The sequence below is a fragment of the Streptomyces sp. NPDC059002 genome (assembly GCF_042740435.1).
Taxonomy (GTDB): domain Bacteria; phylum Actinomycetota; class Actinomycetes; order Streptomycetales; family Streptomycetaceae; genus Streptomyces.
The window spans coordinates 1-23,516 of the sequence record NZ_JBHYJI010000049.1 but is presented as its reverse complement, the minus strand read 5'-3'; the positions used below and the strand labels follow the sequence as shown (position 1 = coordinate 23,516).

Genomic DNA, 23,516 nt, shown 5'->3' with positions numbered 1-23,516 from the left:
TTCATCGGGTGCGTATTGCCCGTAACCCTAAGGCCTGTAAGGGGCGCCATGCGGCGGCCTCCGCTGCGGCATGGCGGTCTGTGCAGGTAGCGCCCATTACGTCATGCTCTGTTCATGATCAGCACATGGGGTTCGAAGGCCGGCCGGATGCTCCGGGGGCAGTCCGCCCCGGTGACGTACGGACTGATCGTCGTCTGCTGCGTGGTCTTCCTGATCTCCCCGGTGTCCGGGTTCAACCCCGGGTACGGCGGCGGCGACCGGCTGCTCGCCGCGCAGCAGGCGTACTTCGAGCGCTGGGGCGTGGTGCCGGTCGAGCTGTTCAGCGGTGTCCCGCGTGCCGCTCTGGGACCGTTCACCGCTCTGTTCGTGCACGGAAGCTGGCTTCATCTGCTCGGGAACATGCTGTTCTTGTACGTATTCGGGGCGATGGTCGAGGAACGCATGGGGCACCTCCAGTACGCGCTCTTCTATGTCGTCTGCGGATACTTCGCCCTGCTCGCCTACGCGGCCGCGCACGCCGGTTCCGGCCAGACGCTGGTGGGCGCCTCCGGCGCGATCTCCGCCGTCCTCGGCGCCTTCCTCTATCTCTTCCCGAAGGCACGTGTCACCAGCCTCTTCCCGTTCCTCTTCTTCCTGCCGCTGCGCTTTCCCGCATGGGTGGTGCTGCCGTTCTGGGTGGCGCTGCAGTGGCTGGCGGCGGGGCAGGGCGGCCGGGGCACGGGGGTGGCCTATCTGGCGCACCTGGTGGGCTTCTCCCTCGGCTTCTGCTACGCGTGGGGGGTCTATGGATGGAGGGCTAGAGTGAAAGGCACAGCACCGGCCACCGAGGGAGACAGTCAGCCGTGATCACCGCGATCGTGCTCATCAAGACCAGCGTGGACCGGATTCCGGAGATCGCCGAGTCGATCGCCGCGCTCGACTGTGTCAGCGAAGTCTTCTCCGTCACCGGCACGTACGACCTGATCGCCATGGTCCGCGTCACGCGCCACGACGACCTCGCGGACGTCATCCCCGGCCGGATCAGCAAGATCCCGGGCGTGGAGGGCACGGACACGCACGTCGCGTTCCGCACGTACTCGCAGCACGACCTGGAGGCGGCGTTCGCGATCGGCCTCGACTCGTAGGCCACGCCCGCCCCGGACGTCCGCCCGGATGAGGGTTTCTTCATCTGCGGCTCATCCTGACGCGGCGGTACGTCCCCCACCCTCGCTCTCATGGTCTTCTCCCACCGCATGGCGGCCCTGGCCGCCGTCGTCGCCATCCCGCTCGGCATCGCCGCGACCAGCTACGCCCTGACCGACAACCCCGAGCCCCCCAAGGCCCCGCCGAAGGTGGAGCTGGAGAGCGGCTCGCCGTCCTCCAGGCCCACCACTCCCCGGCCGACGCCGAGCGACGAGACCGTGTCCCCGCCGCCGGTGAGCGAGAATCCCTCGGGCGATGACAACGACGACGACGCCAACGAAGGAACCGACGGCCGGGGCGACAACGACGACGACGGCCCCGGTGACGACGGCTGACCGCCCGCACCGCCGGATATCCGCCCGTGTCCGCATCCTGCTCTGGCTGCTCGTGGTGATGGCCGTCGCGCTCACCGCGGTCGCCGCCACCACGCGTTCCGTCCTGCTGCGCGACGTCGACCACCGCATCGACGGCCTGCTCGCCCAGGAGACCGGGGAGTTCACCAACCTCGCCCGCGAAGGCGTCGATCCGCACACGGGCGAGAAGTTCACCGACCCCGACCCCCTCCTGCGGCTCTTCCTGTCCCGGCAGTACGCCGACCCCGACGAGGAGCTGCTCGGCCTGGTCGGCCGCCCCGGCAGGGCGCCCGCGAAGAAGGAGCAGTCGCGCGAACCCCGGATCGACCATCCGCTCGCCGAGGACCCCGCCGCGCTGCGGACGGTCTTCGAGTCCCCCGAGGCGACCGGCACGCTGCACCGCGACCGGGGCGAGGTCCGCTGGGCGAAGGTGGAGATCGCCGCGAGCCCCGGCCACCCGGAGGCGGCGTTCGTCGTCGCCTTCCACCCGGCGGGCGAACAGGCCAAGGCGGGCGACGTGTTCACGATGCTGCTCGCCATCTCCGGCGTCGCGCTCCTGATGACGACCGGCATCGGCTGGGCCGTCGCCGGACGCATCCTCAGGCCGGTGCGCCTGGTGCGTACGACGGCCGCGCAGCTCACCGAGCAGGACCTGACCCAGCGCATCCCCGTCCAGGGCCGTGACGACGTCGCAGCGCTCGCCGAGACGTTCAACGGCATGCTGGACCGCCTGGAACGGGCCTTCGCCGCGCAGCGGGAGTTCGTCGACGACGCGGGCCACGAGCTGCGCACCCCCATCACCATCGTCCGCGGCCACCTGGAGCTGATGGGCGACGAACCGGGCGAGCGCGAGGAGACGGTCCGCATCGTGACGGAGGAGCTGGACCGGATGAGCCGCATCGTCGAGGACCTGCTGCTGCTCGCCAAGGCCGAACGCCCCGACTTCGTCACCCCCGAACCGGTGCAGCTCGCCGAACTGACGGCGGACGTCTTCGTCAAGGCGCGGGCGCTCGGCGAACGCGACTGGACGCTCGCCGAAGTCGCCGACACCGAGGCCGGCCTCGACCCCCAGCGGATCACCCAGGCGATGGTGCAGCTGGCCCAGAACGCCGTCCAGCACACCCAGCAGGGACAGCGCGTCAGCATCGGCTCGCGGCTGCACGAGGGGCACATCGAGCTGTACGTCGCCGACACCGGGCCCGGCGTACAGCCCCAGGACGCCGCGGTGATCTTCGAGAGGTTCCGCCGCGGCACCGCGCGGCGCGGCTCCCGTGCCACCGGGGCGGGGCTCGGTCTCGCCATCGTCAAGGCCATCGCCGAGAGCCACGGCGGGCGCGTCGAGCTGCGCCCCACGGACGGCGGCGGCGCCACCTTCGTACTCGTACTGGGACAGCCGGAAGGGGCAGCGCACCAGTGAACCGGATCCTGATCGTGGAGGACGAGGAGCGCATCGCCTCCTTCGTCGAGAAGGGCCTGCGGGCCAACGGCTTCACGACCACCGTGGTCGGCGACGGCGAGAGCGCCCACGACTACGCCCTGACCGGCGGCTTCGACCTGGTCGTCCTGGACATCGGGCTGCCCGGCAAGGACGGCTTCACGGTCCTGCGGCAGCTGCGCGAGGCCCGGGTGACCACCCCGGTCATCGTGCTCACCGCCCGCGACTCGGTGCGGGACACCGTGGCGGGCCTGGAGGGCGGCGCCGACGACTGGATGACCAAGCCGTTCCGCTTCGAGGAGCTGCTCGCCCGGGTCCGGCTACGCCTTCGCACGGCGGCGCGGGCGCCCGAGGTGACGGTGCTGCGCAACGGGGAGCTCACCCTTGACCTGCGCACCCGCAGGGCCCGTGCGGCCGAGCGGACGGTGGATCTGACGGCACGTGAGTTCGTGCTCCTCGAACTGTTCCTGCGCCACCCCGGGCAGGTGCTCTCGCGGGAGCAGATCCTGTCGCACGTCTGGGGGTACGACTTCGATCCCGGCTCCAACATCGTGGACGTGTACGTCCGCGCCCTGCGCAAGAAGCTGGGCGCGCAGCGGGTGGAGACGGTGCGCGGCATGGGGTACCGGCTGCCGGAGTGAGCACGCGGAGCGGCTGGTGGGCCGCCCTCCGCCCACCGCTCACCGCCGCTGGTGAACTTCCTTTCATCTACGGCTCATTGAGGGCTCACGGCGCCGCCCCACGCTGAACGTGTGACCTTGAATCCGCGCCAAGCCGTGACCCTCTGCATCGCGCTCTCCCTCTGCGCCCTGCTCCTGGTCCCCGGGAACTTCCCCGGCCTGAGCGGCGACGCCCGCCTCACCCTCGGCATCTTCGCGCTCGCGACCTGCGCGTGGATCGGCACGCCGATCGACGACACCTACATCGCCCTGGGCGCGGGCCTCGCGCTCACCGCGACCGGGGTGATAAGCAGCGACACCCTCTTCGGCACCCTCGGCGACGAGACGGTCTGGCTGCTGATCTGCGCGTTCGTGCTCGCCGCCGCGGTGGCGCGCAGCGGGCTCTCCGGGCGGGCCGCGGCCTTCCTGGTCAGCGGGGCGCGCAGCGTACGGCAGTTGACGCATCTGACGACCGCGGCCCTGGTGGTGACGGCGTTCGCGGTGCCCGCCACGTCGGGGCGCGCCGCGCTCGCACTGCCCGTCTTCCTCGCCCTCGCCAAGGTCCTCGCCGACCGGAAGCGACTGGTCGTGATGCTCGCGCTGCTCTTCCCGACCGTGATCCTGCTGTCCGCGGTCGCGACCCTGATCGGAGCGGGTGCCCATCTGATCACCGTGTCGGTCCTGTGGGAGGCCACCGGCGAGCGCATCGGCTTCACCCAGTGGCTGCTGCTCGGCCTGCCGCTCGCCGTCGCGTCATCCCATCTGGCGGCGGAGGCCGTCCTGTTGACGACCACGCGCCGCGCGGACCGCAAGGGCCCCGTCCGTATCACCCTCGACCAGCTCCAGGAGCACAGCGAGCAGCCGGTCACCGGACCTTGGAAGCCCGCGGAGACCCGCTGCGCCCTCCTGCTCGCCACGGTCGTCGCGCTCTGGTGCAGCGAGCCCCTGCATCAAGTGCCGCCCGCCGTCGTCGCGTTGATCGGCGCGGTCGTCGCGTCGTCCCCCGCGCTCGGCACCGTACGCCTCAAGGACGCCCTGAAGACCGTCCCCTGGTCGCTGCTCCTGTTCATGGCGGCGACGATGGCGATGGGCGTCGCGCTCGCCGACTCGGGCGCGGCGAAGTGGCTGGTCGGCGGCCTGCCCCTGGATCTGCCCCCGTGGCTGTTCCTCACCGTCGTCGTCGCCGTCAGCACGGCGGCGCACCTGGTCCTCCAGTCCCGCTCGGCACGCTCGTCGGTCCTGGTCCCGCTGGTCGTCGCGGCGGCCGTCGGCGCAGGCGTCAACCCGGTCGCGGCGGCGCTCGCCTCCACCGCGGCCGCGGGCTTCTGCCACACGCTGCCCGCCTCCGCCAAGCCGGTCACGCTCTTCGCGGAGATCCCCGGCGTCCCCACCTACACCTCGCGCGACCTGCTGCGCCTCTCCGCGGTCCTGGCACCGCTGTCCGCCGCGCTCGTCCTGCTCTGCGCCGTCACGCTGTGGCCGCTGCTCGGCGTCCCGGTCCGCTAAGCCCCCCCCTGCAAGCCCTCTTCGTGGAGACCCTCATGCTGACCCGTTTCGCCATCGCCCCCAGCGGCTTCAAGGAGTCCCTGTCCGCAGGCGCCGCGGCCGAGGCCATCGCCGCGGGCGTACGCCGTGTCGTACCGGACGCCGAGACCGATCTGATCCCGCTGGTGGACGGCGGCGAGGGCACGGCACGCGCGCTGGCCGCAGCGGACGGCGGCCGCCTCGTCGCACTGCCCGCCACCGGCCCCGTCGGCCAGCCGATCGGCACGCACTTCGCGCTGCTGCCCGACGGCACCGCGGTCGTCGAGATGGCGGCCGTTGCCGGACTCTCCCTGGTCCCCCGCGATCTGCGCGACCCCGGCGCCACCACCACGTACGGCGTCGGCGAGCTGATCCGCGCCGCCCTGGACGCGGGCGCGCGGCGCATCCTGGTCGGCTGCGGCGACTCGGGCACGTCGGACGGCGGCGCGGGCGCGCTGCAGGCCCTCGGCGCCCGCCTCCTCGACGTGGACGGCTGGGAACTCCCGCGCGGCGGCCGGGAGTTGATCCGCCTGAACCGCATCGACACCAGCGGCATCGACCCGCGCGTCGCGGCCACCGAGATCCAGGTGGCCTGCAACCCCTTCAACGTCCTGTGCGGCGAGCGCGGCGTGGCCCGCGTCTTCGGCCCGCAGAAGGGCGCCACCCCCAGCCAGGTCGAGGAGCTGGCGGCCGCCCTCGAACACTGGGCGTCCCTCCTGACCCGCGACCTGCGCGTCACGTCCGACCTCTGCCTCGGCCCCGGCACGGGCGCCTCCGGCGGGCTCGGCGCGGGACTCGCCGCCCTCGGCGCCGCGCTGCTCCCCCGCTTCGACGTACTGCTCGGCCAGCTGGACCTGGACGCACGCCTGGCCCGCGCCGACCTGGTCGTGACCGCCGAGGGCGCCCTCGACCACCAGACCCCGCGCGGCAAGATCCCCGCCGAAGTGGCCCGCCGCGCCAAGCTGTTCGACCGCCCGGTACTCGTCCTCGCGGGCACCATCGGCCAGGGCGCCCACCATGTGCGGGCCGCCGGTGTCGACGCGTACAGCGCGATCCTGCCCGCCCCCGTCTCCCTGACCGAGGCGCTCGGCCGGGGCGGCGAGTTCCTCACCGACGCGACCGAGCGGGCCCTGCGGATGATCCAGCTCGGTGCACGGCTGCCCGGTCAGGCGGCGACGCTCGTGTCCGGCACGCAACGCCCGTCCTCGGTGCGGTAGTTCCAGCGCGCACCGTCCGCCACCAGTTCCTTGACGGCCCGCACGAAGCGGTCGACGTGCTCGTCGGGGGTGCCCGCACCGAAGCTCACGCGGATCGCGTTCAGCGACTTCTCGCCGGGCGCGGCCTCGGGGGCACCGCACTCGCCGGGCTCGTCGGGCTCGCTGCCGAGCAGGGTGCGCACCAGCGGGTGGGCGCAGAACAGACCGTCCCGTACGCCGATGCCGTACTCGGCGGAGAGCGCGGCGGCGAAGTGCGAGCTGTTCCAGCCGTCCACGACGAAGGAGATGACGCCCACGCGCGGCGCGTCGTCGCCGAAGAGGGAGAGGACCCGCACCTGCGGCACCTCGGCGAGACCCTCGCGGACCTTGGCGATCAGGTGCCGCTCCCGCGCCACGAGTTCGTCGAAGCCCGCCTCGGTGAGCGCCTTGCAGGCGGCCGCGATGGAGTAGACGCCGATGACGTTCGGCGAACCGGCCTCGTGCCGCGCCGCGGTGTCGTGCCACTCGACGTCCACGCCGCCGCCTGCTTCCTTGGGGCGTCGCGCCACCTTCCGCGAGGCGCCGCCGCCCGCGAGGTACGGCTCGGCGGCGCGCAGCCAGTCGGAGCGTCCCGCGAGCACGCCGGAGCCGAACGGCGCGTACAGCTTGTGCCCGGAGAAGGCGACCCAGTCCACGTCCAACTCGTCGATGGAGACGGGGTGATGGGGCGCGAGCTGCGCGGCGTCGAGCACGATGCGGGCACCGTGCGCGTGAGCGGCCGCCGCGAGCTCACGCACCGGCCACAGCTCGCCGGTGACGTTGGAGGCGCCGGTGACACAGACCAGGGCGGGCCCGTAGGGGTCGCGGTCGGCCAGCGCCCGCTCCAGCGTCTGCACGGCCTCGTCGGGCGTGCGCGGCGCGTTCAGGTAGGTCACCCGGGCGTCGCGCCAGGGCAGCAGCGAGGCGTGGTGCTCGGTCTCGAAGACGAAGACCTGGCAGTCGGCGGGCAGCACGGCCGCGAGCAGGTTCAGCGAGTCGGTGGTCGACCGCGTGAAGATCACCTGGTCGCCCTCCCGGCACCCGAGGAACTCGGCGACGGTCGTACGGGAGTTCTCGAAGAGGTCGGTGGAGAGCTGCGAGAGGTACCCGGCCCCGCGGTGCACGCTGCCGTAGTACGGGGCGTAGGCCGCCACGTCGTCCCACACCCGCTGCAGGGCCGGGGCGCTCGCCGCGTAGTCGAGCGCCGCGTACGTCACCTCGCCACCGGTGACCAGCGGCACGGTGACGTCCCGGCCGAGCACCGGCAGCGGCGCGGCACAGCAGGGGTCGGCGGACTCGGTGGCGGAGGTGACCTGGGCGGCGGCGGGGCGTGCGGACATGACGAATTCTCCCTGCGGGCATGAAGGAACAGCTGCGTAAGATCCCGCGCGGCAGCACAACTGCTGCTCGGCATACGGGTGTTGCCTCGACGCGCGGCGCTCTGGGCCGGGCGGAGGGGTACGACAAAAGGGGCCGAAGGCCCTATCGCATTCGCTTGCTCACGAGACTGCTCCCTTGAGGACCAGGACCCCAGGGTTGCGAGGGGTCCGCGCTTGCCATACGCCTTGCTGCGTACGACCTGGTCTTCACCCGGGGCACCCCGCCACGGACGGAGGGTTGCCGGACAGCGGGCCGGGGCCGTAGTCGCTGTCACTCATGACCTGTGCAGCATCCTGCCACACGATCTTCGCCGCGCAAGGCGCAGTCCAGGATCCGGACTGCGCCGTGCGTCACACTCGGGCGGGCGTCAGCGGTTGCTGGCCGCCACCCATCGCTCGAGGGCCTTCTTGGCCGACCCGGAGTCGATCGACTCCGCGGCCCGCGCCATGCCGGCCCGGATCTGCGCCGCGAACGGCTCGTCGGTCGGCTTCAGGGCCACCAGCGCCGCGGCCGCGTTCAGCAGCACCGCGTCCCGCACGGGCCCGGTCTCCCCGTCGAGGAGCCGCAGCGCGACCTCCGCGTTGTACGAGGCGTCCGCGCCGCGCAGCGCGGAGATCGGCACCAGGTCGATGCCCACGTCCCGCGGGTCGAAGGACTCCTCCCGTACGACGCCGTCGCGCACCACCCAGACGTGCGAGGTGCCCGTCGTCGTCAGCTCGTCGAGCCCGTCGTCGCCGCGGAAGACGAGGGAGGAGTTCCCGCGCTCGGCGAAGACGCCCGCCACGATGGGCGCCATCCGCGCGTCGGCGACCCCGACGGCCTGGGCCCGCACCTTGGCCGGATTGGTCAGCGGACCGAGCAGGTTGAAGACGGTCCTGATGCCCAACTGACCGCGCGCCGCGCCCGCGTGGCGCAGCGCCGGGTGGAACTTCACCGCGAAGCAGAAGGTGATCCCCGCCTCCTCCGCGACCTCGACGACCCGGTGCAGCGGCAGCTCCAGGTTGACCCCGAGCTTCTCCAGTACGTCGGAGGAGCCCGACGCGCTGGAGGCGGCGCGGTTGCCGTGCTTGACGACCTTCGCACCTGCGCCCGCGACGACGATCGCGGACATGGTCGAGATGTTGACGGTCTTGGCGCCGTCGCCGCCGGTGCCGACGATGTCGACGGTCTCCCCCGGCACCTCGATCACATTGGCGTGCTCGTACATCGTCCGTACCAGACCGGAGATCTCCTCGACGGTCTCGCCCTTGGCCCGCAGCGCCACCACGAACCCCGCGATCTGCGCGTCGGTGGCCTCGCCGCGCATGATGCGGTCCATCGCCCAGGCGGTGTCGTCGGCGCTCTGGTCACGGCCGTCGAGCAGGCCGTTCAGCACGTCGGGCCAGGAACGGCCCGCCGCGGTAGTGCCTCCTGCGGGGGTCACAGCGCTCATAGCCGCTCCTGGGTTTCTAGACAGGGAAAGAATGCACCCCGCGTACGGGGGTGGGACCACCCTATCCAGCCCCGGGGACGGCAAAGAGCCCCGTCCAGGCACTGGACGGGGCTCTTGCCGTGGCGACCTTGTGGTCAGAGCTTCAGGAGCTCCGGTCGATCAGTGGTGGCCGTGGCCGCTCGTGATCTCCTTGTACTCCTCGACGGTGGGCTTGGGGATCTGGTTGTCCTCCCCGTAGTAGCCCTTGGAGAGCTTGGCCCGAAGCTTCTCGGAACCGGACACCTTGCGCTCGACACCGTTCTCGTCGACCGTCGGGCCGATCTCGACCGGCTTGTACTGCTCGTGCGCGGTGAGCGTGTGCAGCTGCTCCTGGTTGAGCGGCTCGTGGACCTCGATGAACTCACCGTGCGGCAGGCGCTTGATGATGCCGGACTCGCGCCCGTGCAGCACCTTGTCCTTGTCGCGCCGCTGCAGACCCATGCAGATCCGCTTGGTCACGATGAAGGCGATGACCGGTCCGGCGAAGAAGAAGATCCGGACGAACCAGGTGATGGCGTTCAGCGACAGGTGGAAGTGCGTGGCCCACAGGTCGTTGCCACCACCGACCAGCATGATGAAGTACGCCGTGATCCAGGCGACACCGAAGGCCGTACGGGTCGGGGCGTTGCGCGGGCGGTCCAGGATGTGGTGCTCGCGCTTGTCCCCGGTGACCCAGGACTCGATGAACGGGTAGACCGCGATGGCCACCAGGACGATCGGGAAGATCGCCAGCGGGATCATCACGCCCAGGACGAGCGTGTGGCCCCAGGCGTTGATCTCCCAGCCCGGCATCACACGGATCAGACCCTCGGCGAAGCCCATGTACCAGTCGGGCTGGGCGCCGGTGGACACCTGGTCGGGACGGTACGGGCCGAGGGCCCAGATCGGGTTGATCGAGGCGATCGCCGCGATGGCCGCGATGACACCGAAGACCAGGAAGAAGAAGCCTCCGGCCTTGGCCATGTAGACCGGGAGCAGCGGCATGCCGACGACGTTCTTGTTGGTCTTGCCGGGGCCCGCGAACTGCGTGTGCTTGTGGTAGAAGACCAGGATCAGGTGCGCCACCATCAGGCCGAGCATGATGCCCGGCAGCAGCAGGATGTGCACCGAGTAGAACCGCGCCACGAAGTCGCCGCCCGGGAACTCCCCGCCGAACAGGAACATCGACAGATACGTGCCGATGACCGGGACGGACAGGATCGCGCCCTGCATGAAGCGGACGCCGGTGCCGGAGAGCAGGTCGTCCGGGAGCGAGTAACCGGTGAAGCCGGTGAACATGCCGAGGACGAACAGCAGGAAGCCGAACAGCCAGTTGACCTCACGCGGCTTGCGGAACGCACCCGTGAAGAACACGCGCATCATGTGCACGAACATCGCCGCGAGGAAGATCAGCGCCGCCCAGTGGTGGATCTGCCGGATCAGCAGACCACCGCGCACATCGAAGGAGATGTGCATGGTCGAGTTGAACGCCTCGGACATCAGCTGACCCTGCAGCGGGACGTAGCTGCCCGCGTACTCCACCTCGTTCATCGACGGGTGGAAGAACAGCGTCAGATACACACCCGTGAGGATGATGATGATGAAGCTGTACATGCAGATCTCGCCGAGCATGAAGGACCAGTGGTCCGGAAAGATCTTGCGCATGTTGGCCTTGGCCAGGGAGTAGATCCCCAGGCGGCCGTCGGCCCAGTCGGCAACCCGCTCGCCGGCGGGTGCTTTCTTGCGTGTGTCGTTCGAGGTGCTCATCCGCGCTCCCAGAAGGCAGGACCGACGGGCTCTTCGAAGTCGCCGAGCGCCTCGAGGTAGCCCTCCTCGTTCACGCCGATGCGCAGCTGCGGCAGGGCGTGACCGGCCGGGCCGAAGATCACTCGGGCACCGTCGGAGAGGTCGAAGGTGGACTGGTGGCACGGGCAGAGAACGTGGTGCGTCTGCTGCTCGTACAGGGAGATCGGGCAGCCCACGTGGGTGCAGATCTTGGAGTACGCCACGACGCCCTCGTGCGACCACTCGAGCTCGCGCTTGTCCTTGATGTTCTCCGGCTGGATCCGGACGATCATCAGGGCGGCCTTGGCGATCTGGGTCTGGAAGTCGTGGTCGTGCTCCGACATGCCCTCGGGCATCGCGAACGTCAGCGAACCGACCTGCACGTCCGAGGGACGCAGCGGCTCGTGCGTGTTCATGTTCACGAGCATCTTGCCCTTGGCCCACTTGGTGTGCCGGAGCTTGTCCTCGGGCAGCGGACCGAGGTCACGCAGCAGGACGACACCGGACAGCGGGACCAGGGCGAGCGCGCCGAACATCGTGTTGCGGATCAGCTTGCGCCGACCGAACTGCGACTCCTCGGCACCGGCCTTGAAGTCGGCCATGACCTTGGCCTTGACCTCGGGCTCGGCCTCGATCGGGTGCCGCTCGTCGGCGACCTCCACGTCGGACATCAGGGTGCGGGCCCAGTGGACCGCGCCCGCGCCGATGCAGAAGAGGGCCACGCCGAGGGTCAGACCCAGGGCGAAGTTCAGGCCGCTGATGCGCCCGATCGGCCAGACGTAGATGCTCTTGTCCGCCGGGATGGCCACGAACGAGGCGATGAAGCCGACCGTCGCCAGCATCGACAGCGTGAACATGAACGCGATCGCGCGCTCGGAACGCTTGGCGGCCCGCTCGTCGATGTCCTGGATGCGGTGCTCATGGGGCGGGAGGCCCGGGTCGGCGAACGGGTTCTTCTCGTCCGCGACCGCCACCGAGCCGTGCTCGGTGTCCTGCTCGCTGGGCAGGTTCTTCTCTTCTGGAATCTCTTGGCTACTCATGACTTCTTGGCCTTTGCGGTCCGAGCGGCGACCCACACGGCGACCGCGATCAGCGAGCCGAGACCGAAGATCCAGCCGAAGAGGCCTTCACTGACCGGACCCAGACCACCCAGCTTGAGACCGCCAGGGCTCTCGGTCTTCTCACCGTTGACCGCGTCGAGGTACGCGATGATGTCCTTCTTTTCCTTCTCCGGCATCGTCGTGTCGGGGAAGGACGGCATGTTCTGCGGGCCGGTCTGCATGGCCTCGTAGATGTGCTTCGGGGAGACACCCTCGAGCGATGGCGCGAACTTGCCGTGCGTCAACGCGCCACCTTCACCGGTGAAGTTGTGGCACTGGGCGCAGTTGGTGCGGAACAGCTCGCCACCCTTGGCGATGTCCGCCCCGTCCGGGCTGTACTGCTTCTCGGTCGGCACCGAGGGACCGGCGCCCAGCGACGAGATGTACGCCGCGAGCTGGTCGATCTGGGCCTGGTTGTAGATGACCTTCTTCTTGGGCGCCTGGGCGCCCTGCTGCTGGAGCGGCATACGGCCGGTGCCGACCTGGAAGTCGACAGCGGCGGCGCCCACGCCCACCAGGCTCGGACCGTCGGACGAGCCCTGACCGCCGGTTCCGTGGCAGCTGGAGCAGCCCACGGCGTAGAGCTTCTTGCCCTCGTCGATGGCAAGGGACTGGGCGGTGTCATCGGCCTGCGCCTTGTCCGCCGGCGCGAACGCGGCGTACAGCCCCCCGGTGGCCGCCAGCGCGAGGAGTAGGACGACGACCGCCGCCAGCGGATGGCGTCGTCGTGCGGAGAGCTTTTTCACGGATTACCCCGGTGTCAGGATCTTCTGCGTCGATGCTTCTGGAATGTGTCGGTACGTCGCGTGAGCGACGCGCCGTTACTTGATCATGTAGATCGTGGCGAAGAGGCCGATCCAGACCACATCGACGAAGTGCCAGTAGTAGGACACGACGATGGCTGCGGTCGCCTGTTCATGGGTGAACCTCCTGGCCGCGTAGGTGCGGCCGAGGACCAGCAGGAAGGCGATCAGGCCGCCTGTCACGTGCAGTCCGTGGAAGCCGGTGGTCAGGTAGAAGACCGAGCCGTACGGGTCGGACGAGAGCGAGAGGCCCTCGTGCTTGACCAGCTCGGTGTACTCGTACACCTGACCGCCGATGAAGATCGCACCCATGATGAAGGTGACGATGAACCACATCCGGAGCTTCTTCACATCACCGCGCTCGGCGGCGAACACGCCGAGCTGACACGTGAGAGAGGAGAGCACCAGGATGGTGGTGTTCGTCGCCGAGAACGGGAAGTTCAGGGCCGAAGCCATTTCCTTCCAGTGATCAGGACCTGTCACCGATCGCAGGGTGAAGTACATCGCGAAGAGGGCCGCGAAGAACATCAGCTCGGAACTCAACCAGATGATGGTTCCGACGCTGGTGAGGTTCGGTCGATTGACCGGCGGGTGCGCGTGCCCGGTATCTACTGTCGTTGCTGTCGCCACGACCGACATTATGTCGGTCGCTTATCTCGCTCTCACCCCGGGGGGTGCCGTTCGGAGTGTCTGCGGGGTGTGTCCTGCCCGGATGGCCCATCGGAGGGCTGTCCGAACCGGTGTTGACGGGGTGTCGGGAGGAGTAGCATCCGCGCATCGGTTCCCGATTCCATGACGGCACAGCTCAGCTCAGCCCGATGTACTTGGAGGAACAATGCAGCCGACCGCCACGGTGCTGGTCTACAGCGACAACGCGAGCACCCGCGAGCAGGTCCGGTTGGCCACCGGGCGCAGGCCGGCGACGGACGTTCCCGAGGTCGAGTTCATCGAGTGCGCGACGTCGGCCGCGGTGCTCAAGGAGCTGGACCGGGGCGGCATCGACGTCTGTGTGCTCGACGGCGAGGCGAAGCCCGCGGGCGGCATGGGGGTGTGCCGCCAGATCAAGGACGAGATCTTCCGGGCGCCGCCGGTGCTGCTGCTCATCGGGCGCCCCCAGGACGCCTGGCTGGCCACCTGGAGCCGGGCGGAAGCGGCGGTGACCCTTCCGGTCGAGCCGGTGGAGTTCGCGGACGCACTGGCCGCCCTGCTGCGCAGCAGGCTGACCGTCGAGGCCGCACGCCACCACTGCCGGCACGGCAGCGGGCCCCGCGCCTCGGCGCGGGGCCCTCTGTGCTGTTCTGCGCCGTTCTGCGGCGCCGCTAGACCTGCGGCCGCAGTCGGGCCGCGTCGACCGCCGCGGGGCCCTCTCTGGTGCCTGCGAGCAGCGCGCTGCCCTCGCGCCACTTCTTCCAGCTCATGTTCCAGTCGCCGAGGCCGTTGCCGAAGGTCGGCATGTCCTCGCCGTAGCTGTTGATGGTCCGGGTGATGTCGCCCTGGCGCACGGTCTCGAAGAACCAGGCGGCGTTGCCCGTGCTCATGCCCACACAGCCGTGGCTGACGTTGTCGTACCCCTGGGACCCCACGGACCAGGGCGCGGCATGCACGTACTCGCCCGTGTCGGTGAGCCGAGTCGCGTAGTACACCGGAAGGTTGTACGAATCCGAGCTGCCCGTGGGGATGCCGATGCTGGTACCGCGCATCCGTACGAAGTACTCCTTGCCCAGTACGACCTTGACGCCGTTGCGGGTGGAGTAGCCGGGCTTGCCCGTGGTCACCGGGATGGAGTTGATCTCCTCGCCGTTGCGGTAGATCGTCATCCAGTGCGACGAGGCGTCCGTCACGGCCTCGATCCGGTCGCCGGTGGTCAGCTTCAGCGGCTTGGCCTCGCCGCCCCACAGCTTGTCGTTGACCTTGATGCCCTCGAGGTTGCTGGAGACGTTGATGGTCGCGTTGGCGGGCCAGTACTCCTTGGGGCGGTAGTGCAGCGTCTCGCTGTCCACCCAGTACCAGGCGCCCTCCGTCGACGGCATCGACTGGACCCGCAGGGCGCGTTCGACGATCTCCCTGGCCTCCTTGCCCTTCACCGGGACGCTGAGGCTCGCCGTGACGGGCTGGCCGACGCCGTACTTGCCCGCCTCGGGGCCGAAGGTGACCTTCAGCTGCTTCTTCTTGGCGGCCTCGTTGGTGTCGAAGGTCATGACCTTGCGACCCGGCGACCCTTCCTCGTCCTCGGTGCTCACCCGCACCGTGTAGTGAGCGCCCGCCGCCAGCGGCACGGTGCTGTGCCACCGGGCGCCGTCGGCGGAGAGTTCACCCGCCACGTACCGGCCCATCGCGTCGGTGGCCGTCACATCGGTGATGCGCCCGTCCGTGCCCTGGGCGGTGACTTCCAGGGGCTTGTCGGGGTCCGCCTTCTGGCTGCCCACAGGGCCGTTGAAGGCGATCTGGCCGGCCGCGTCGTACGGCTTCGCCGAGAGCGGGTGGCCGTCGGAGCTGCCGCATGCCGTGGCCCCCGCACCGAGGGCGGCCACCAGCATCGTGCAGCTCAGTACCGTGCGGATTCGCGGTGAGTGGCTCATAAAACACACGGTATGAAGATTGATCAGGTCCGGCGCGGCGAGTGACCCGTCCGAGGGGTCCCCCGCGCACGCGAAGGGGCCCGGACGCTCCTCGCGGAGTGTCCGGGCCCCTTCGGCGCGGAAGGAACTACGAACTCACTGGGTCTGGTTCTCGCCGCGGTAGTACTCGAACACCCAGCCCCACAGGCCGATCAGGATGATCGGGGCCGAGAAGTACAGCAGCCACCAGCCGAAGACGACGCCCATGAAGGCGAGCGCGCCACCGACCGCCAGCGAGAGCGGCTGCCAGCTGTGCGGGCTGAAGAAGCCCACCTCGCCGGCCTCGTCCGCGACGTCGGCCTCCGTGTTGTCCTGTGCGGCCGCGTCGACCCGCCGGGCCGTGAAGGCCAGGTAGTAGCCGATCATGATGCACAGACCGAAGGCCAGGAAGAGCGCCGTGGTACCGGCCGGCTCCTTCGACCACACGCCATAGACGATCGCCATGGCGAGGACGAAGACGCTCAGCCAGATGAACATCTTGCCCTGGATCTTCACTTGCCGGCCTCCTTGGTGCCCGCGAGCGCCTTGTCACCGTGACCGGAGTTCTCGAGCTGGTCGAGCGCGGCGATCTCGGGGTGGTGCAGGTCGAATGCCGGGGATTCGCTGCGAATGCGCGGCAGGGTGAGGAAGTTGTGCCGCGGCGGCGGGCAGGACGTCGCCCACTCGAGCGAACGGCCGTAGCCCCACGGGTCGTCGACCTCGACCTTCTTGCCGTACTTCGCCGTCTTCCAGACGTTGTACATGAACGGCAGCATCGACAGGCCGAGCAGGAACGACGAGATCGTCGAGATCGTGTTCAGCGCGGTGAAGCCGTCGGCCGCGAGGTAGTCCGCGTAACGACGCGGCATGCCCTCGGCACCGAGCCAGTGCTGCACCAGGAACGTGCCGTGGAAGCCCACGAACAGCGTCCAGAAGGTGATCTTGCCGAGCCGCTCGTCGAGCATCTTGCCGGTGAACTTCGGCCACCAGAAGTGGAATCCGGAGAACATCGCGAACACCACGGTGCCGAAGATGACGTAGTGGAAGTGCGCGACCACGAAGTACGAGTCCGAGACGTGGAAGTCCATCGGCGGCGAGGCCAGGATGACGCCCGTCAGACCACCGAAGGTGAAGGTGATCAGGAAGCCGACCGCCCACAGCATCGGGGTCTCGAAGGACAAGGACCCCTTCCACATCGTTCCGATCCAGTTGAAGAACTTCACGCCTGTTGGTACGGCGATCAAGAACGTCATGAAGGAGAAGAACGGCAGTAGCACGCCGCCTGTGACGTACATGTGGTGCGCCCACACCGTCACGGACAGACCGGCGATCGCGATGGTCGCGCCGACCAGGCCCATGTAGCCGAACATCGGCTTTCGGGAGAAGACCGGGATGACTTCGGAGATGATGCCGAAGAACGGCAGGGCGATGATGTACACCTCTGGATGGCCGAAGAACCAGAAGAGGTGTTGCCATAGCAAGGCGCCGCCGTTGGCCGCGTCGAAGACATGGGCACCGAACTTGCGGTCCGCCTCCAGGGCGAACAGCGCGGCCGCGAGGACCGGGAAGGCCAGCAGGACCAGCACACCGGTCAGCAGCACGTTCCACACGAAGATCGGCATGCGGAACATCGTCATGCCCGGAGCGCGCATGCAGATGATGGTGGTGATGAAGTTGACCGAGCCGAGGATCGTGCCGAAGCCGGAGAAGGCCAGACCCATGATCCACATGTCCGCGCCGATGCCCGGCGAGCGGACCGCGTCCGACAGCGGGCTGTAGGCGAACCAGCCGAAGTCGGCCGCACCGTTCGGCGTCAGGAAGCCACCGACCGCGATCAGCGAGCCGAACAGGTACAGCCAGTAGGCGAACATGTTCAGTCGCGGGAAGGCGACGTCCGGTGCACCGATCTGCAGCGGCATGATCCAGTTCGCGAAGCCCGCGAACAGCGGCGTCGCGAACATCAGCAGCATGATCGTGCCGTGCATCGTGAACGCCTGGTTGAACTGCTCGTTCGACATGATCTGCGTGCCGGGACGGGCCAGTTCGGCGCGCATGAAGAGCGCCATGACGCCGCCGATGCAGAAGAACACGAACGACGTGACCAGATAGAGCGTGCCGATCGTCTTGTGGTCAGTGGTGGTCAGCCACTTGATGACGACGTTGCCCGGCTGCTTGCGCCTGACCGGCAGCTCGTTCTCGTACGAGTCGTCTGCTGCCGCGGCACCCTGGGGTTCGTTGAGGATGCTCACAGGTTGTTCGTCTCCCGGTTCTTCTCGTGGCCCGTCTGCTCGATGCCGGCCGGGATGTAACCGGTCTGGTTCTTCTTCACGAGGTCTTCCAGGTGCTTCTGGTAGCGCTCGGGAGAGACGACCTTGACGTTGAAGAGCATCCGGGAGTGGTCGACGCCGCAGAGCTCGGCGCACTTGCCCATGAAGGTGCCCTCCTTGTTCGGAGTCACCTCGAAGGCGTTGGTGTGGCCCGGGATGACGTCCTGCTTCATGAGGAACGGCACCACCCAGAAGGAGTGGATGACGTCACGCGAAGACAGTACGAAGCGGACCTTCTCGCCCTTGGGGAGCCACAGGGTCGGGCCGGGGTTGCCGTTCTGAGGGTTCCGCTCGCCGGGCGTGCCGACCTCGTAGACGCCCTCGGCACCCTTCGGGAACTGCTTCAGGAAGCGCTCCGGAATGCTGGAGAGCTCCTTCGGGACGACGTTCGCCTTGGCGAGCTTCTCGTCCTTCTTCTTCTCCTTGTACGTGTAGCCCGTGGCCGGATCGCCGTCCACGTTCTCCACGTAGTTGAAGCCCCAGCTCCACTGGTAGCCGACCACGTTGATCGTGTGGGCCGGCTTGTCCTCGAGGGCGAGGAGCTTCGACTCGTCACGTGCCGTGAAGTAGAACAGCACGGAGACGATGACGAGGGGGACGACCGTGTACAGCGCCTCGATGGGCATGTTGTAACGCGTCTGCAGAGGTACTTCCACCTTGGTGCGGCTGCGCCGGTGGAAGATGACGCTCCACAGGATCAGGCCCCAGACCAGCACGCCCGTGGCGAGCGCTGCCGCCCACGAGCCCTGCCAGAGGGAGAGAATCCGAGGAGCCTCTTCCGTTACCGGGGTGGGCATTCCAAGGCGGGGGAAATCCTTATATGTGCAACCGGTGGCGGTCACCAGGATCAGGCCCGCAGTCAGCACCTGCGGCAGCTTCCGCCGCATCGGGCGCCGCGACGAGCGGTCGGAGCCGTTGGGACTCACGTAGCGCCTTCCCGAGAGTCTCGCCCGCGCGGTCGGCTGCGGCCTTACTCGCTGGTCGGTCGCCGCCCTGCGGCGGGCAGGGGTTTGGATGTTTATGCGGACCAAACCCTACTGGACGCTATTTGGGGTCGCGCGGGGAGGGTGCCTAACGCGCCGCGGGTCACTCCGAAGGGTGGGATGTCCGTCCGTCGGGCGCTTTCTGACGGGGCTTCCGGCGCGGCCTCGGGGCGCCCGGGAGCCCGGCGGAATCTCTGGGTCCGCGGCTGCGGGCCCGCTCTGGCCGATCGCACAGTTCCCCGCGCCCCTTCGGGGCACTCCTCCGTCATAGCGTTGTCCCGTGTCCTACTTCGATGTTGCTTCCTCCGCTCCCCTGCATCCCGTTGCCCGGCAGGCCCTGCAGGCCTCGCTCGACGAGGGGTGGGCCGATCCGGCGCGGCTCTACCGGGAGGGGCGGCGGGCCAGGCTGCTGCTCGACGCGGCGCGTGAGGCGGCCGCCGATGCCGTCGGGTGCAGGCCCGACGAGCTTGTCTTCACGTCGTCGGGGACCCGTGCCGTGCACGCGGGGATCGCGGGGGCGCTGGCCGGGCGGCGGCGCGTCGGAGATCACCTGATCGTGTCCGCCGTCGAACATTCGTCGGTGCTCCATTCGGCCGCGGCCCATGAGGCGGACGGCGGGGCGGTCACCAAGGTGCCGGTGGACCGGGGCGGGGCCGTGGATCCGGAGGCGTACGCCGCGGCGCTGCGCGAGGACACCGCGCTCGCCTGTCTGCAGTCCGCCAACCACGAGGTGGGCACCGTGCAGCCGGTGGCCGAGGTGGCCGCGGCGTGCCGTACGGCAGGGGTGCCGCTGCTCGTGGACGCGGCGCAGTCGCTGCCCTGGGGGCCGGTCGACGGGGACTGGTCGCTGCTCACGGGGAGCGCCCACAAGTGGGGCGGGCCCGCGGGGGTGGGGTTCCTCGTCGTACGCAAGGGAGTGCGGTTCGCCGCTCAAGGGCCCGTCGACGAGCGCGAGTCGGGGCGGGCCGCGGGCTTCGAGAACATTCCTGCGGTCGTCGCGGCGGCGGCCTCGCTGCGGGCGGTGCGGGCCGAGGCGGCCGCGGAGGGTGCGCGGCTGCGGGAGCTGACGGAGCGGATCAGGGCGCGGGTGCCCGGGCTCGTGCCGGACGTGGAGGTGGTGGGCGACCCGGTGCGGCGCCTTCCGCACCTCGTCACCTTCTCCTGTCTCTATGTCGACGGGGAGACCGTGCTGCACGAGCTGGACCGGGCGGGCTTCTCGGTGTCGTCGGGCTCGTCCTGCACCAGCTCGACACTGACGCCGAGCCATGTGCTGCGCGCCATGGGGGTGGTGAGCGAGGGGAACGTACGGGTCTCGCTGCCGATGGGGGCCGAGGAGGCGGAGGTCGAGCGGTTCCTCGATGTGCTGCCCGGGGTCGTGCGGGGCGTGCGGGAGACGCTGGGGGCGCCGGTCGGGGGCGGCGGCGGGGAGGCCGACGCCGTGACCGTGGACGCGCTCGGGATGAGCTGCCCGCTGCCCGTCATCGAACTGGCCAAGGCGATCGGGCGGGTGCGGGTGGGCGGCACCGTCACCGTGCTCGCCGACGACGAGGTCGCGGCGGTGGACATTCCCGCGTGGTGCTGGACGCAGAAACAGGAGTACGTGGGTGAGCGGCCGGCGGACCGCGGAGTCGCCTACGTGGTCCGCCGGAGCTCGTGACTAGGACAGGTGCGCCCTGATCTCGGTCGCGGCCGCGTGGCCGTACGCCTTGGTGAAGCGGTCCATGAAGTTGCTGCGCTGCAGCTCGTACTCCTGGGTGCCGACGGTCTCGATGACCAGGGTGGCGAGCATGCAGCCGACCTGGGCCGCGCGCTCGTGGGAGACGCCCCAGGCCAGGCCGGAGAGGAAGCCCGCGCGGAACGCGTCGCCGACGCCGGTCGGCTCGACCTTCGCCTCCTCCTCCGGCACGCCGACCTCGATCGGGTCCTGGCCGGTGGCCTCGATGCGGACGCCGCGCGAGCCGAGGGTGGTCACGCGGTGGCCGACCTTGGAGAGGATCTCGGCGTCGGTCCAGCCCGTCTTGGACTCGATGAGGCCCTTCTCGTACTCATTGGAGAAGAGGTACGTGGCGCCCTCCAGGAGGATGCGGATCTCCTCCCCCTCCATGCGCGCGATCTGCTGGGAGAAGTCCGCGGCGAAGGGGATCCCGCGCGAGCGGCACTCCTCGGTGTGGCGGAGCATCGCCTCCGGGTCGTCGGCGCCGATCAGGACGAGGTCGAGGCCGCCGACGCGCTCGGCGACGGCGTGCAGCTCGATGAGGCGGGCCTCGCTCATCGCGCCCGTGTAGAAGGAGCCGATCTGGTTGTGGTCGGCGTCCGTGGTGCAGACGAAGCGCGCGGTGTGCAGGGTCTCGGAGATCCGGACGGCGGAGGTGTCCACGCCGTGCCGGTCGAGCCAGGCGCGGTACTCGTCGAAGTCGGAGCCCGCGGCGCCGACCAGGATCGGGCTCGTGCCGAGCTGGCCCATGCCGAAGGTGATGTTCGCGGCCACGCCTCCCCTTCGTACGTCGAGGGCGTCGACCAGGAACGACAGAGAGACCGTGTGCAGCTGATCGGCGACCAGCTGGTCGGCGAAGCGGCCGGGGAAGGTCATCAGGTGGTCGGTGGCGATGGAGCCGGTGACTGCGATACGCACGGCTGGATGCTCCCGAAGAGGAAAGGTGAGGGGTTGACGGTTCACGCTACCGGGTCGGGGCACCGCCGCTGAAGCGGCAAAAACTACCCGATAGTAGGGCTTTCTTCGTGAAGGGCCGGATGCATACGGTTCCGGTATGGCCGCTATCTCGCACATCTCGAAGCATTCCGTCGCACAGCACCCCGTAGAGCTCGCCCCGGAAACCATGGAGACGCTGCGCGGCGACTGCGCCCGCATGGCACCGCACTGGGTGGTGCCCGCCACGTCCGCGGCCGCTCCCGTACCGCCCTCCCTGATCCACGGGATCACCGTCCCGCCGGCCTCCGCGCGACTCCTCGACGGAATGTCCGAATACGGCGACTGAGGGAGACTGATTCCGGACTCCGGCGCGCGTTCAGGGAACCGTGCGCTCCCCTGCCGCGTCCCATCGCCGTCCCCCGTAAAGGGGATGTGAGATACGACGAGGCCCACCTGCAGCTTTCCGTGGGTCTCCAGGGACAGCAGCGCAGTCGAAGGAGCGATGCGGTGAGCACCGAGCGATCCGTTCAAGAGGCGGCCGAGCCGCAGCGGCGGCGTTCCCGTATCGCCGTCGCCTCGGTCGCGGCCACCGTGCTGCTGATCGGCGGCGGTGGCGCGTACTTCGCCGCGACCGCGTCCGGCGGTGGTGACGGCCGGGGCGGCGACGGCGCCCCCGCGGGTGACGGCGGCAGTCCGCCGCCGCTCGCCCTCGACGGGTACACGGACGGCGCGAAGGAGGGCACCGGCGGCACCAACGGCATCGCGCCGGGCGAGCCCGACCCGAACGGCGTCACGTACAAGGCGACCGGCACGCTGCCCAAGGGCCCCGGTTCGGCCCCCGTCTATCACGCCCGCGGCGAGGTCACCCGGGCCGAAGTGACCGCCCTGGCCAAGGCCCTTGGCATCTCCGGGACGCCGACGACGCAGGACGGCGCCTGGAAGGTGAGCCCCGAGAAGGACGGCTCCGGCCCCTCCCTCCAGGTGACCAAGCAGGCGCCCGGCACCTGGACGTACTCCCGTCATGGCATCGGCGGGACCGACAACTGCCCCAAGGGGAAGCCGTGTTCGGGCACCGCCATCGCGCCGAACGGCGACCCGGAGGACGCGGTGGGCGAGCGGGTCGCCAAGGAGGCCGCGGCGCCCGTCCTGAAGGCGCTCGGCCAGGACGACGCGAAGCTCGACGCCCGTCAACTCATGGGTGCCGTACGGGTGGTGAACGCCGACCCCACGATCGGCGGCCTGCCGACGTACGGCTGGGCGACCGGCATCCAGGTCGGCTCCGACGGCCAAGTGGTCGGCGGCAGCGGACAGTTGAAGGCGCCCGACAAGGGCGCGAGCTATCCGGTGCTCGGCGCCCAGGAGACCCTGGACCGGCTGAACTCGACCGCGGGCGACGGCCGCGTCGGCATCGGCGGCTGCGCGACCCCCGTGCCGCACGCCGACGACTTCACGAAGACGGAGGGCGGCGGCTCGAAGCAGGCGCCCTGCAAGCCGGCGTCCACGGCACCGAAGCCGCAGCCGGTCGCGGTCGACGGCGCCGTCTTCGGGCTCGCGACGCACTTCGTGGACGGCAAGCAGACTCTCGTACCGTCCTGGCTGTTCGCGATGAAGCCGCAGGGCGCGCGGGACACCTTCACGGTGACGCACCCGGCGGTCGACCCCAAGTACCTGACGTCGCCGAGCAGTCCGGGCACCCCCACGCCCTCGCCCACCGGGAAGCAGGGCGGGAAGGAGGGCACGAGCCAGGCGCGCGTCGAGTCCTACAGCGCCGACGGCAGGTCCCTGACCCTGCACTTCTGGGGCGGCGTGTGCAGCGACTACGCCGCGTCGGCCAGCGAGGACGGCGACAGCGTGACGGTCTCGGTCACCGAGACCCGGCAGAAGGACAAGGTCTGCATCCTGATGGCCAAGAAGCTCTCCCGGACGGTGACCCTGGACAAGCCGCTGGGCGACCGCGAGGTCGTGAACGGGACGGGCGTGACCGTGCCCCGGAAGTAGCCCGCCCGGGACACCCGGTACGTACGAGGGCGGCGGCCCCCTGAAGGTTCAGGGG

General features: G+C 69.6%; 21 protein-coding genes, 1 pseudogene and 1 riboswitch. Of the genes and pseudogenes, 11 read left to right on the top strand and 11 right to left on the bottom strand.

Annotation, left to right across the window (positions count from 1 at the left end; all coding sequences use genetic code 11):
- Positions 1 to 114 precede the first annotated feature (114 nt).
- The 7 genes from ACFWZ2_RS32515 to ACFWZ2_RS32485 all read left to right on the top strand — a co-directional run bounded on the left by ACFWZ2_RS32515 (position 115) and on the right by ACFWZ2_RS32485 (position 6,370).
- On the top strand, positions 115 to 846 hold the full coding sequence (locus ACFWZ2_RS32515) for a rhomboid family intramembrane serine protease (RefSeq protein ID WP_384551786.1): 732 nt from the start codon (positions 115 to 117) through the stop codon (positions 844 to 846).
- Positions 843 to 1,124, top strand: a complete 282-nt coding sequence (locus ACFWZ2_RS32510; RefSeq protein ID WP_098242014.1) for an Lrp/AsnC family transcriptional regulator — start codon at positions 843 to 845, stop codon at positions 1,122 to 1,124. Before ACFWZ2_RS32515 ends, ACFWZ2_RS32510 begins: the two co-directional genes overlap by 4 nt.
- Before the next feature lie 90 nt (positions 1,125 to 1,214).
- A complete protein-coding gene (locus tag ACFWZ2_RS32505; protein WP_384551784.1) occupies positions 1,215 to 1,517 on the top strand; it encodes a small secreted hydrophilic protein in 303 nt (100 codons plus the stop codon).
- Positions 1,438 to 2,952, top strand: a complete 1,515-nt coding sequence (locus ACFWZ2_RS32500) for an ATP-binding protein (protein ID WP_384551782.1) — start codon at positions 1,438 to 1,440, stop codon at positions 2,950 to 2,952. The genes ACFWZ2_RS32505 and ACFWZ2_RS32500 overlap by 80 nt, the downstream gene beginning before the upstream one ends.
- On the top strand, positions 2,949 to 3,611 hold the full coding sequence (locus ACFWZ2_RS32495) for a response regulator transcription factor (protein WP_384551780.1): 663 nt from the start codon (positions 2,949 to 2,951) through the stop codon (positions 3,609 to 3,611). Before ACFWZ2_RS32500 ends, ACFWZ2_RS32495 begins: the two co-directional genes overlap by 4 nt.
- 111 nt (positions 3,612 to 3,722) lie before the next feature.
- Complete coding sequence (locus ACFWZ2_RS32490) at positions 3,723 to 5,135, top strand: SLC13 family permease (protein ID WP_384551778.1); 1,413 nt, start codon at positions 3,723 to 3,725, stop codon at positions 5,133 to 5,135.
- Between the two features lie 35 nt (positions 5,136 to 5,170).
- Complete coding sequence (locus tag ACFWZ2_RS32485) at positions 5,171 to 6,370, top strand: glycerate kinase (protein WP_384551776.1); 1,200 nt, start codon at positions 5,171 to 5,173, stop codon at positions 6,368 to 6,370.
- Here the strand turns inward: ACFWZ2_RS32485 and ACFWZ2_RS32480 are convergent.
- The 6 genes from ACFWZ2_RS32480 to ACFWZ2_RS32455 all read right to left on the bottom strand — a co-directional run bounded on the left by ACFWZ2_RS32480 (position 6,319) and on the right by ACFWZ2_RS32455 (position 13,545).
- Positions 6,319 to 7,728 carry an aminotransferase class V-fold PLP-dependent enzyme gene (locus ACFWZ2_RS32480; protein ID WP_384551775.1) on the bottom strand — a complete coding sequence of 470 codons (1,410 nt, stop codon included), beginning with the start codon at positions 7,726 to 7,728 and terminating at the stop codon, positions 6,319 to 6,321. The two genes, ACFWZ2_RS32485 and ACFWZ2_RS32480, sit on opposite strands and share 52 nt — an antisense overlap.
- A 204-nt stretch (positions 7,729 to 7,932) precedes the next feature.
- Positions 7,933 to 8,050, bottom strand: a riboswitch (SAM riboswitch).
- An 85-nt stretch (positions 8,051 to 8,135) separates the two neighbouring features.
- On the bottom strand, positions 8,136 to 9,200 hold the full coding sequence (gene trpD / locus ACFWZ2_RS32475) for an anthranilate phosphoribosyltransferase (protein ID WP_384551773.1): 1,065 nt from the start codon (positions 9,198 to 9,200) through the stop codon (positions 8,136 to 8,138).
- Positions 9,201 to 9,359: 159 nt separating this feature from the next.
- Positions 9,360 to 10,985 (bottom strand): cytochrome bc complex cytochrome b subunit, encoded by a 1,626-nt coding sequence (locus ACFWZ2_RS32470; protein WP_384551771.1) that lies wholly within the window; start codon positions 10,983 to 10,985, stop codon positions 9,360 to 9,362.
- Complete coding sequence (locus tag ACFWZ2_RS32465; RefSeq protein ID WP_384551769.1) at positions 10,982 to 12,043, bottom strand: Rieske 2Fe-2S domain-containing protein; 1,062 nt, start codon at positions 12,041 to 12,043, stop codon at positions 10,982 to 10,984. Before ACFWZ2_RS32465 ends, ACFWZ2_RS32470 begins: the two co-directional genes overlap by 4 nt.
- Complete coding sequence (locus ACFWZ2_RS32460) at positions 12,040 to 12,849, bottom strand: c-type cytochrome (protein ID WP_384551767.1); 810 nt, start codon at positions 12,847 to 12,849, stop codon at positions 12,040 to 12,042. The genes ACFWZ2_RS32465 and ACFWZ2_RS32460 overlap by 4 nt, the downstream gene beginning before the upstream one ends.
- Before the next feature lie 75 nt (positions 12,850 to 12,924).
- Entirely contained in the window at positions 12,925 to 13,545 is a 621-nt protein-coding gene (locus ACFWZ2_RS32455; RefSeq protein ID WP_055566234.1) for a heme-copper oxidase subunit III, read from the bottom strand.
- A gap of 196 nt (positions 13,546 to 13,741) precedes the next feature.
- Here ACFWZ2_RS32455 and ACFWZ2_RS32450 point away from each other — a divergent pair.
- Positions 13,742 to 14,140, top strand: a pseudogene (locus ACFWZ2_RS32450) (hypothetical protein); the annotation flags it as partial.
- Positions 14,141 to 14,225: 85 nt separating this feature from the next.
- Here the strand turns inward: ACFWZ2_RS32450 and ACFWZ2_RS32445 are convergent.
- The 4 genes from ACFWZ2_RS32445 to coxB form a co-directional block, all read right to left on the bottom strand.
- Complete coding sequence (locus tag ACFWZ2_RS32445; RefSeq protein ID WP_384551765.1) at positions 14,226 to 15,485, bottom strand: Ig-like domain-containing protein; 1,260 nt, start codon at positions 15,483 to 15,485, stop codon at positions 14,226 to 14,228.
- 135 nt (positions 15,486 to 15,620) lie between these two features.
- Entirely contained in the window at positions 15,621 to 16,019 is a 399-nt protein-coding gene (locus ACFWZ2_RS32440; protein WP_055550079.1) for a cytochrome c oxidase subunit 4, read from the bottom strand.
- Positions 16,016 to 17,752: a cytochrome c oxidase subunit I gene (ctaD, locus tag ACFWZ2_RS32435; protein ID WP_384551763.1), complete on the bottom strand. Its 1,737-nt coding sequence runs from the start codon at positions 17,750 to 17,752 to the stop codon at positions 16,016 to 16,018. Before ctaD ends, ACFWZ2_RS32440 begins: the two co-directional genes overlap by 4 nt.
- On the bottom strand, positions 17,749 to 18,756 hold the full coding sequence (coxB, locus tag ACFWZ2_RS32430; RefSeq protein WP_384551761.1) for a cytochrome c oxidase subunit II: 1,008 nt from the start codon (positions 18,754 to 18,756) through the stop codon (positions 17,749 to 17,751). The genes ctaD and coxB overlap by 4 nt, the downstream gene beginning before the upstream one ends.
- A gap of 337 nt (positions 18,757 to 19,093) precedes the next feature.
- Between coxB and ACFWZ2_RS32425 the strand changes: the two genes are divergently transcribed.
- Entirely contained in the window at positions 19,094 to 20,470 is a 1,377-nt protein-coding gene (locus tag ACFWZ2_RS32425) for a cysteine desulfurase/sulfurtransferase TusA family protein (RefSeq protein ID WP_384551759.1), read from the top strand.
- Here the strand turns inward: ACFWZ2_RS32425 and ACFWZ2_RS32420 are convergent, their stop codons facing one another.
- A complete protein-coding gene (locus tag ACFWZ2_RS32420) occupies positions 20,471 to 21,445 on the bottom strand; it encodes a carbohydrate kinase family protein (protein WP_384551757.1) in 975 nt (324 codons plus the stop codon). It abuts the gene before it with no gap.
- 136 nt (positions 21,446 to 21,581) lie between these two features.
- On the opposite strand from ACFWZ2_RS32420, the gene ACFWZ2_RS32415 reads away from it, so the two are divergent.
- Both ACFWZ2_RS32415 and ACFWZ2_RS32410 read left to right on the top strand, forming a co-directional pair.
- Positions 21,582 to 21,809: a hypothetical protein gene (locus ACFWZ2_RS32415; protein WP_384551874.1), complete on the top strand. Its 228-nt coding sequence runs from the start codon at positions 21,582 to 21,584 to the stop codon at positions 21,807 to 21,809.
- Between the two features lie 161 nt (positions 21,810 to 21,970).
- Positions 21,971 to 23,461 carry a hypothetical protein gene (locus ACFWZ2_RS32410; protein ID WP_384551756.1) on the top strand — a complete coding sequence of 497 codons (1,491 nt, stop codon included), beginning with the start codon at positions 21,971 to 21,973 and terminating at the stop codon, positions 23,459 to 23,461.
- Positions 23,462 to 23,516 lie beyond the last annotated feature (55 nt).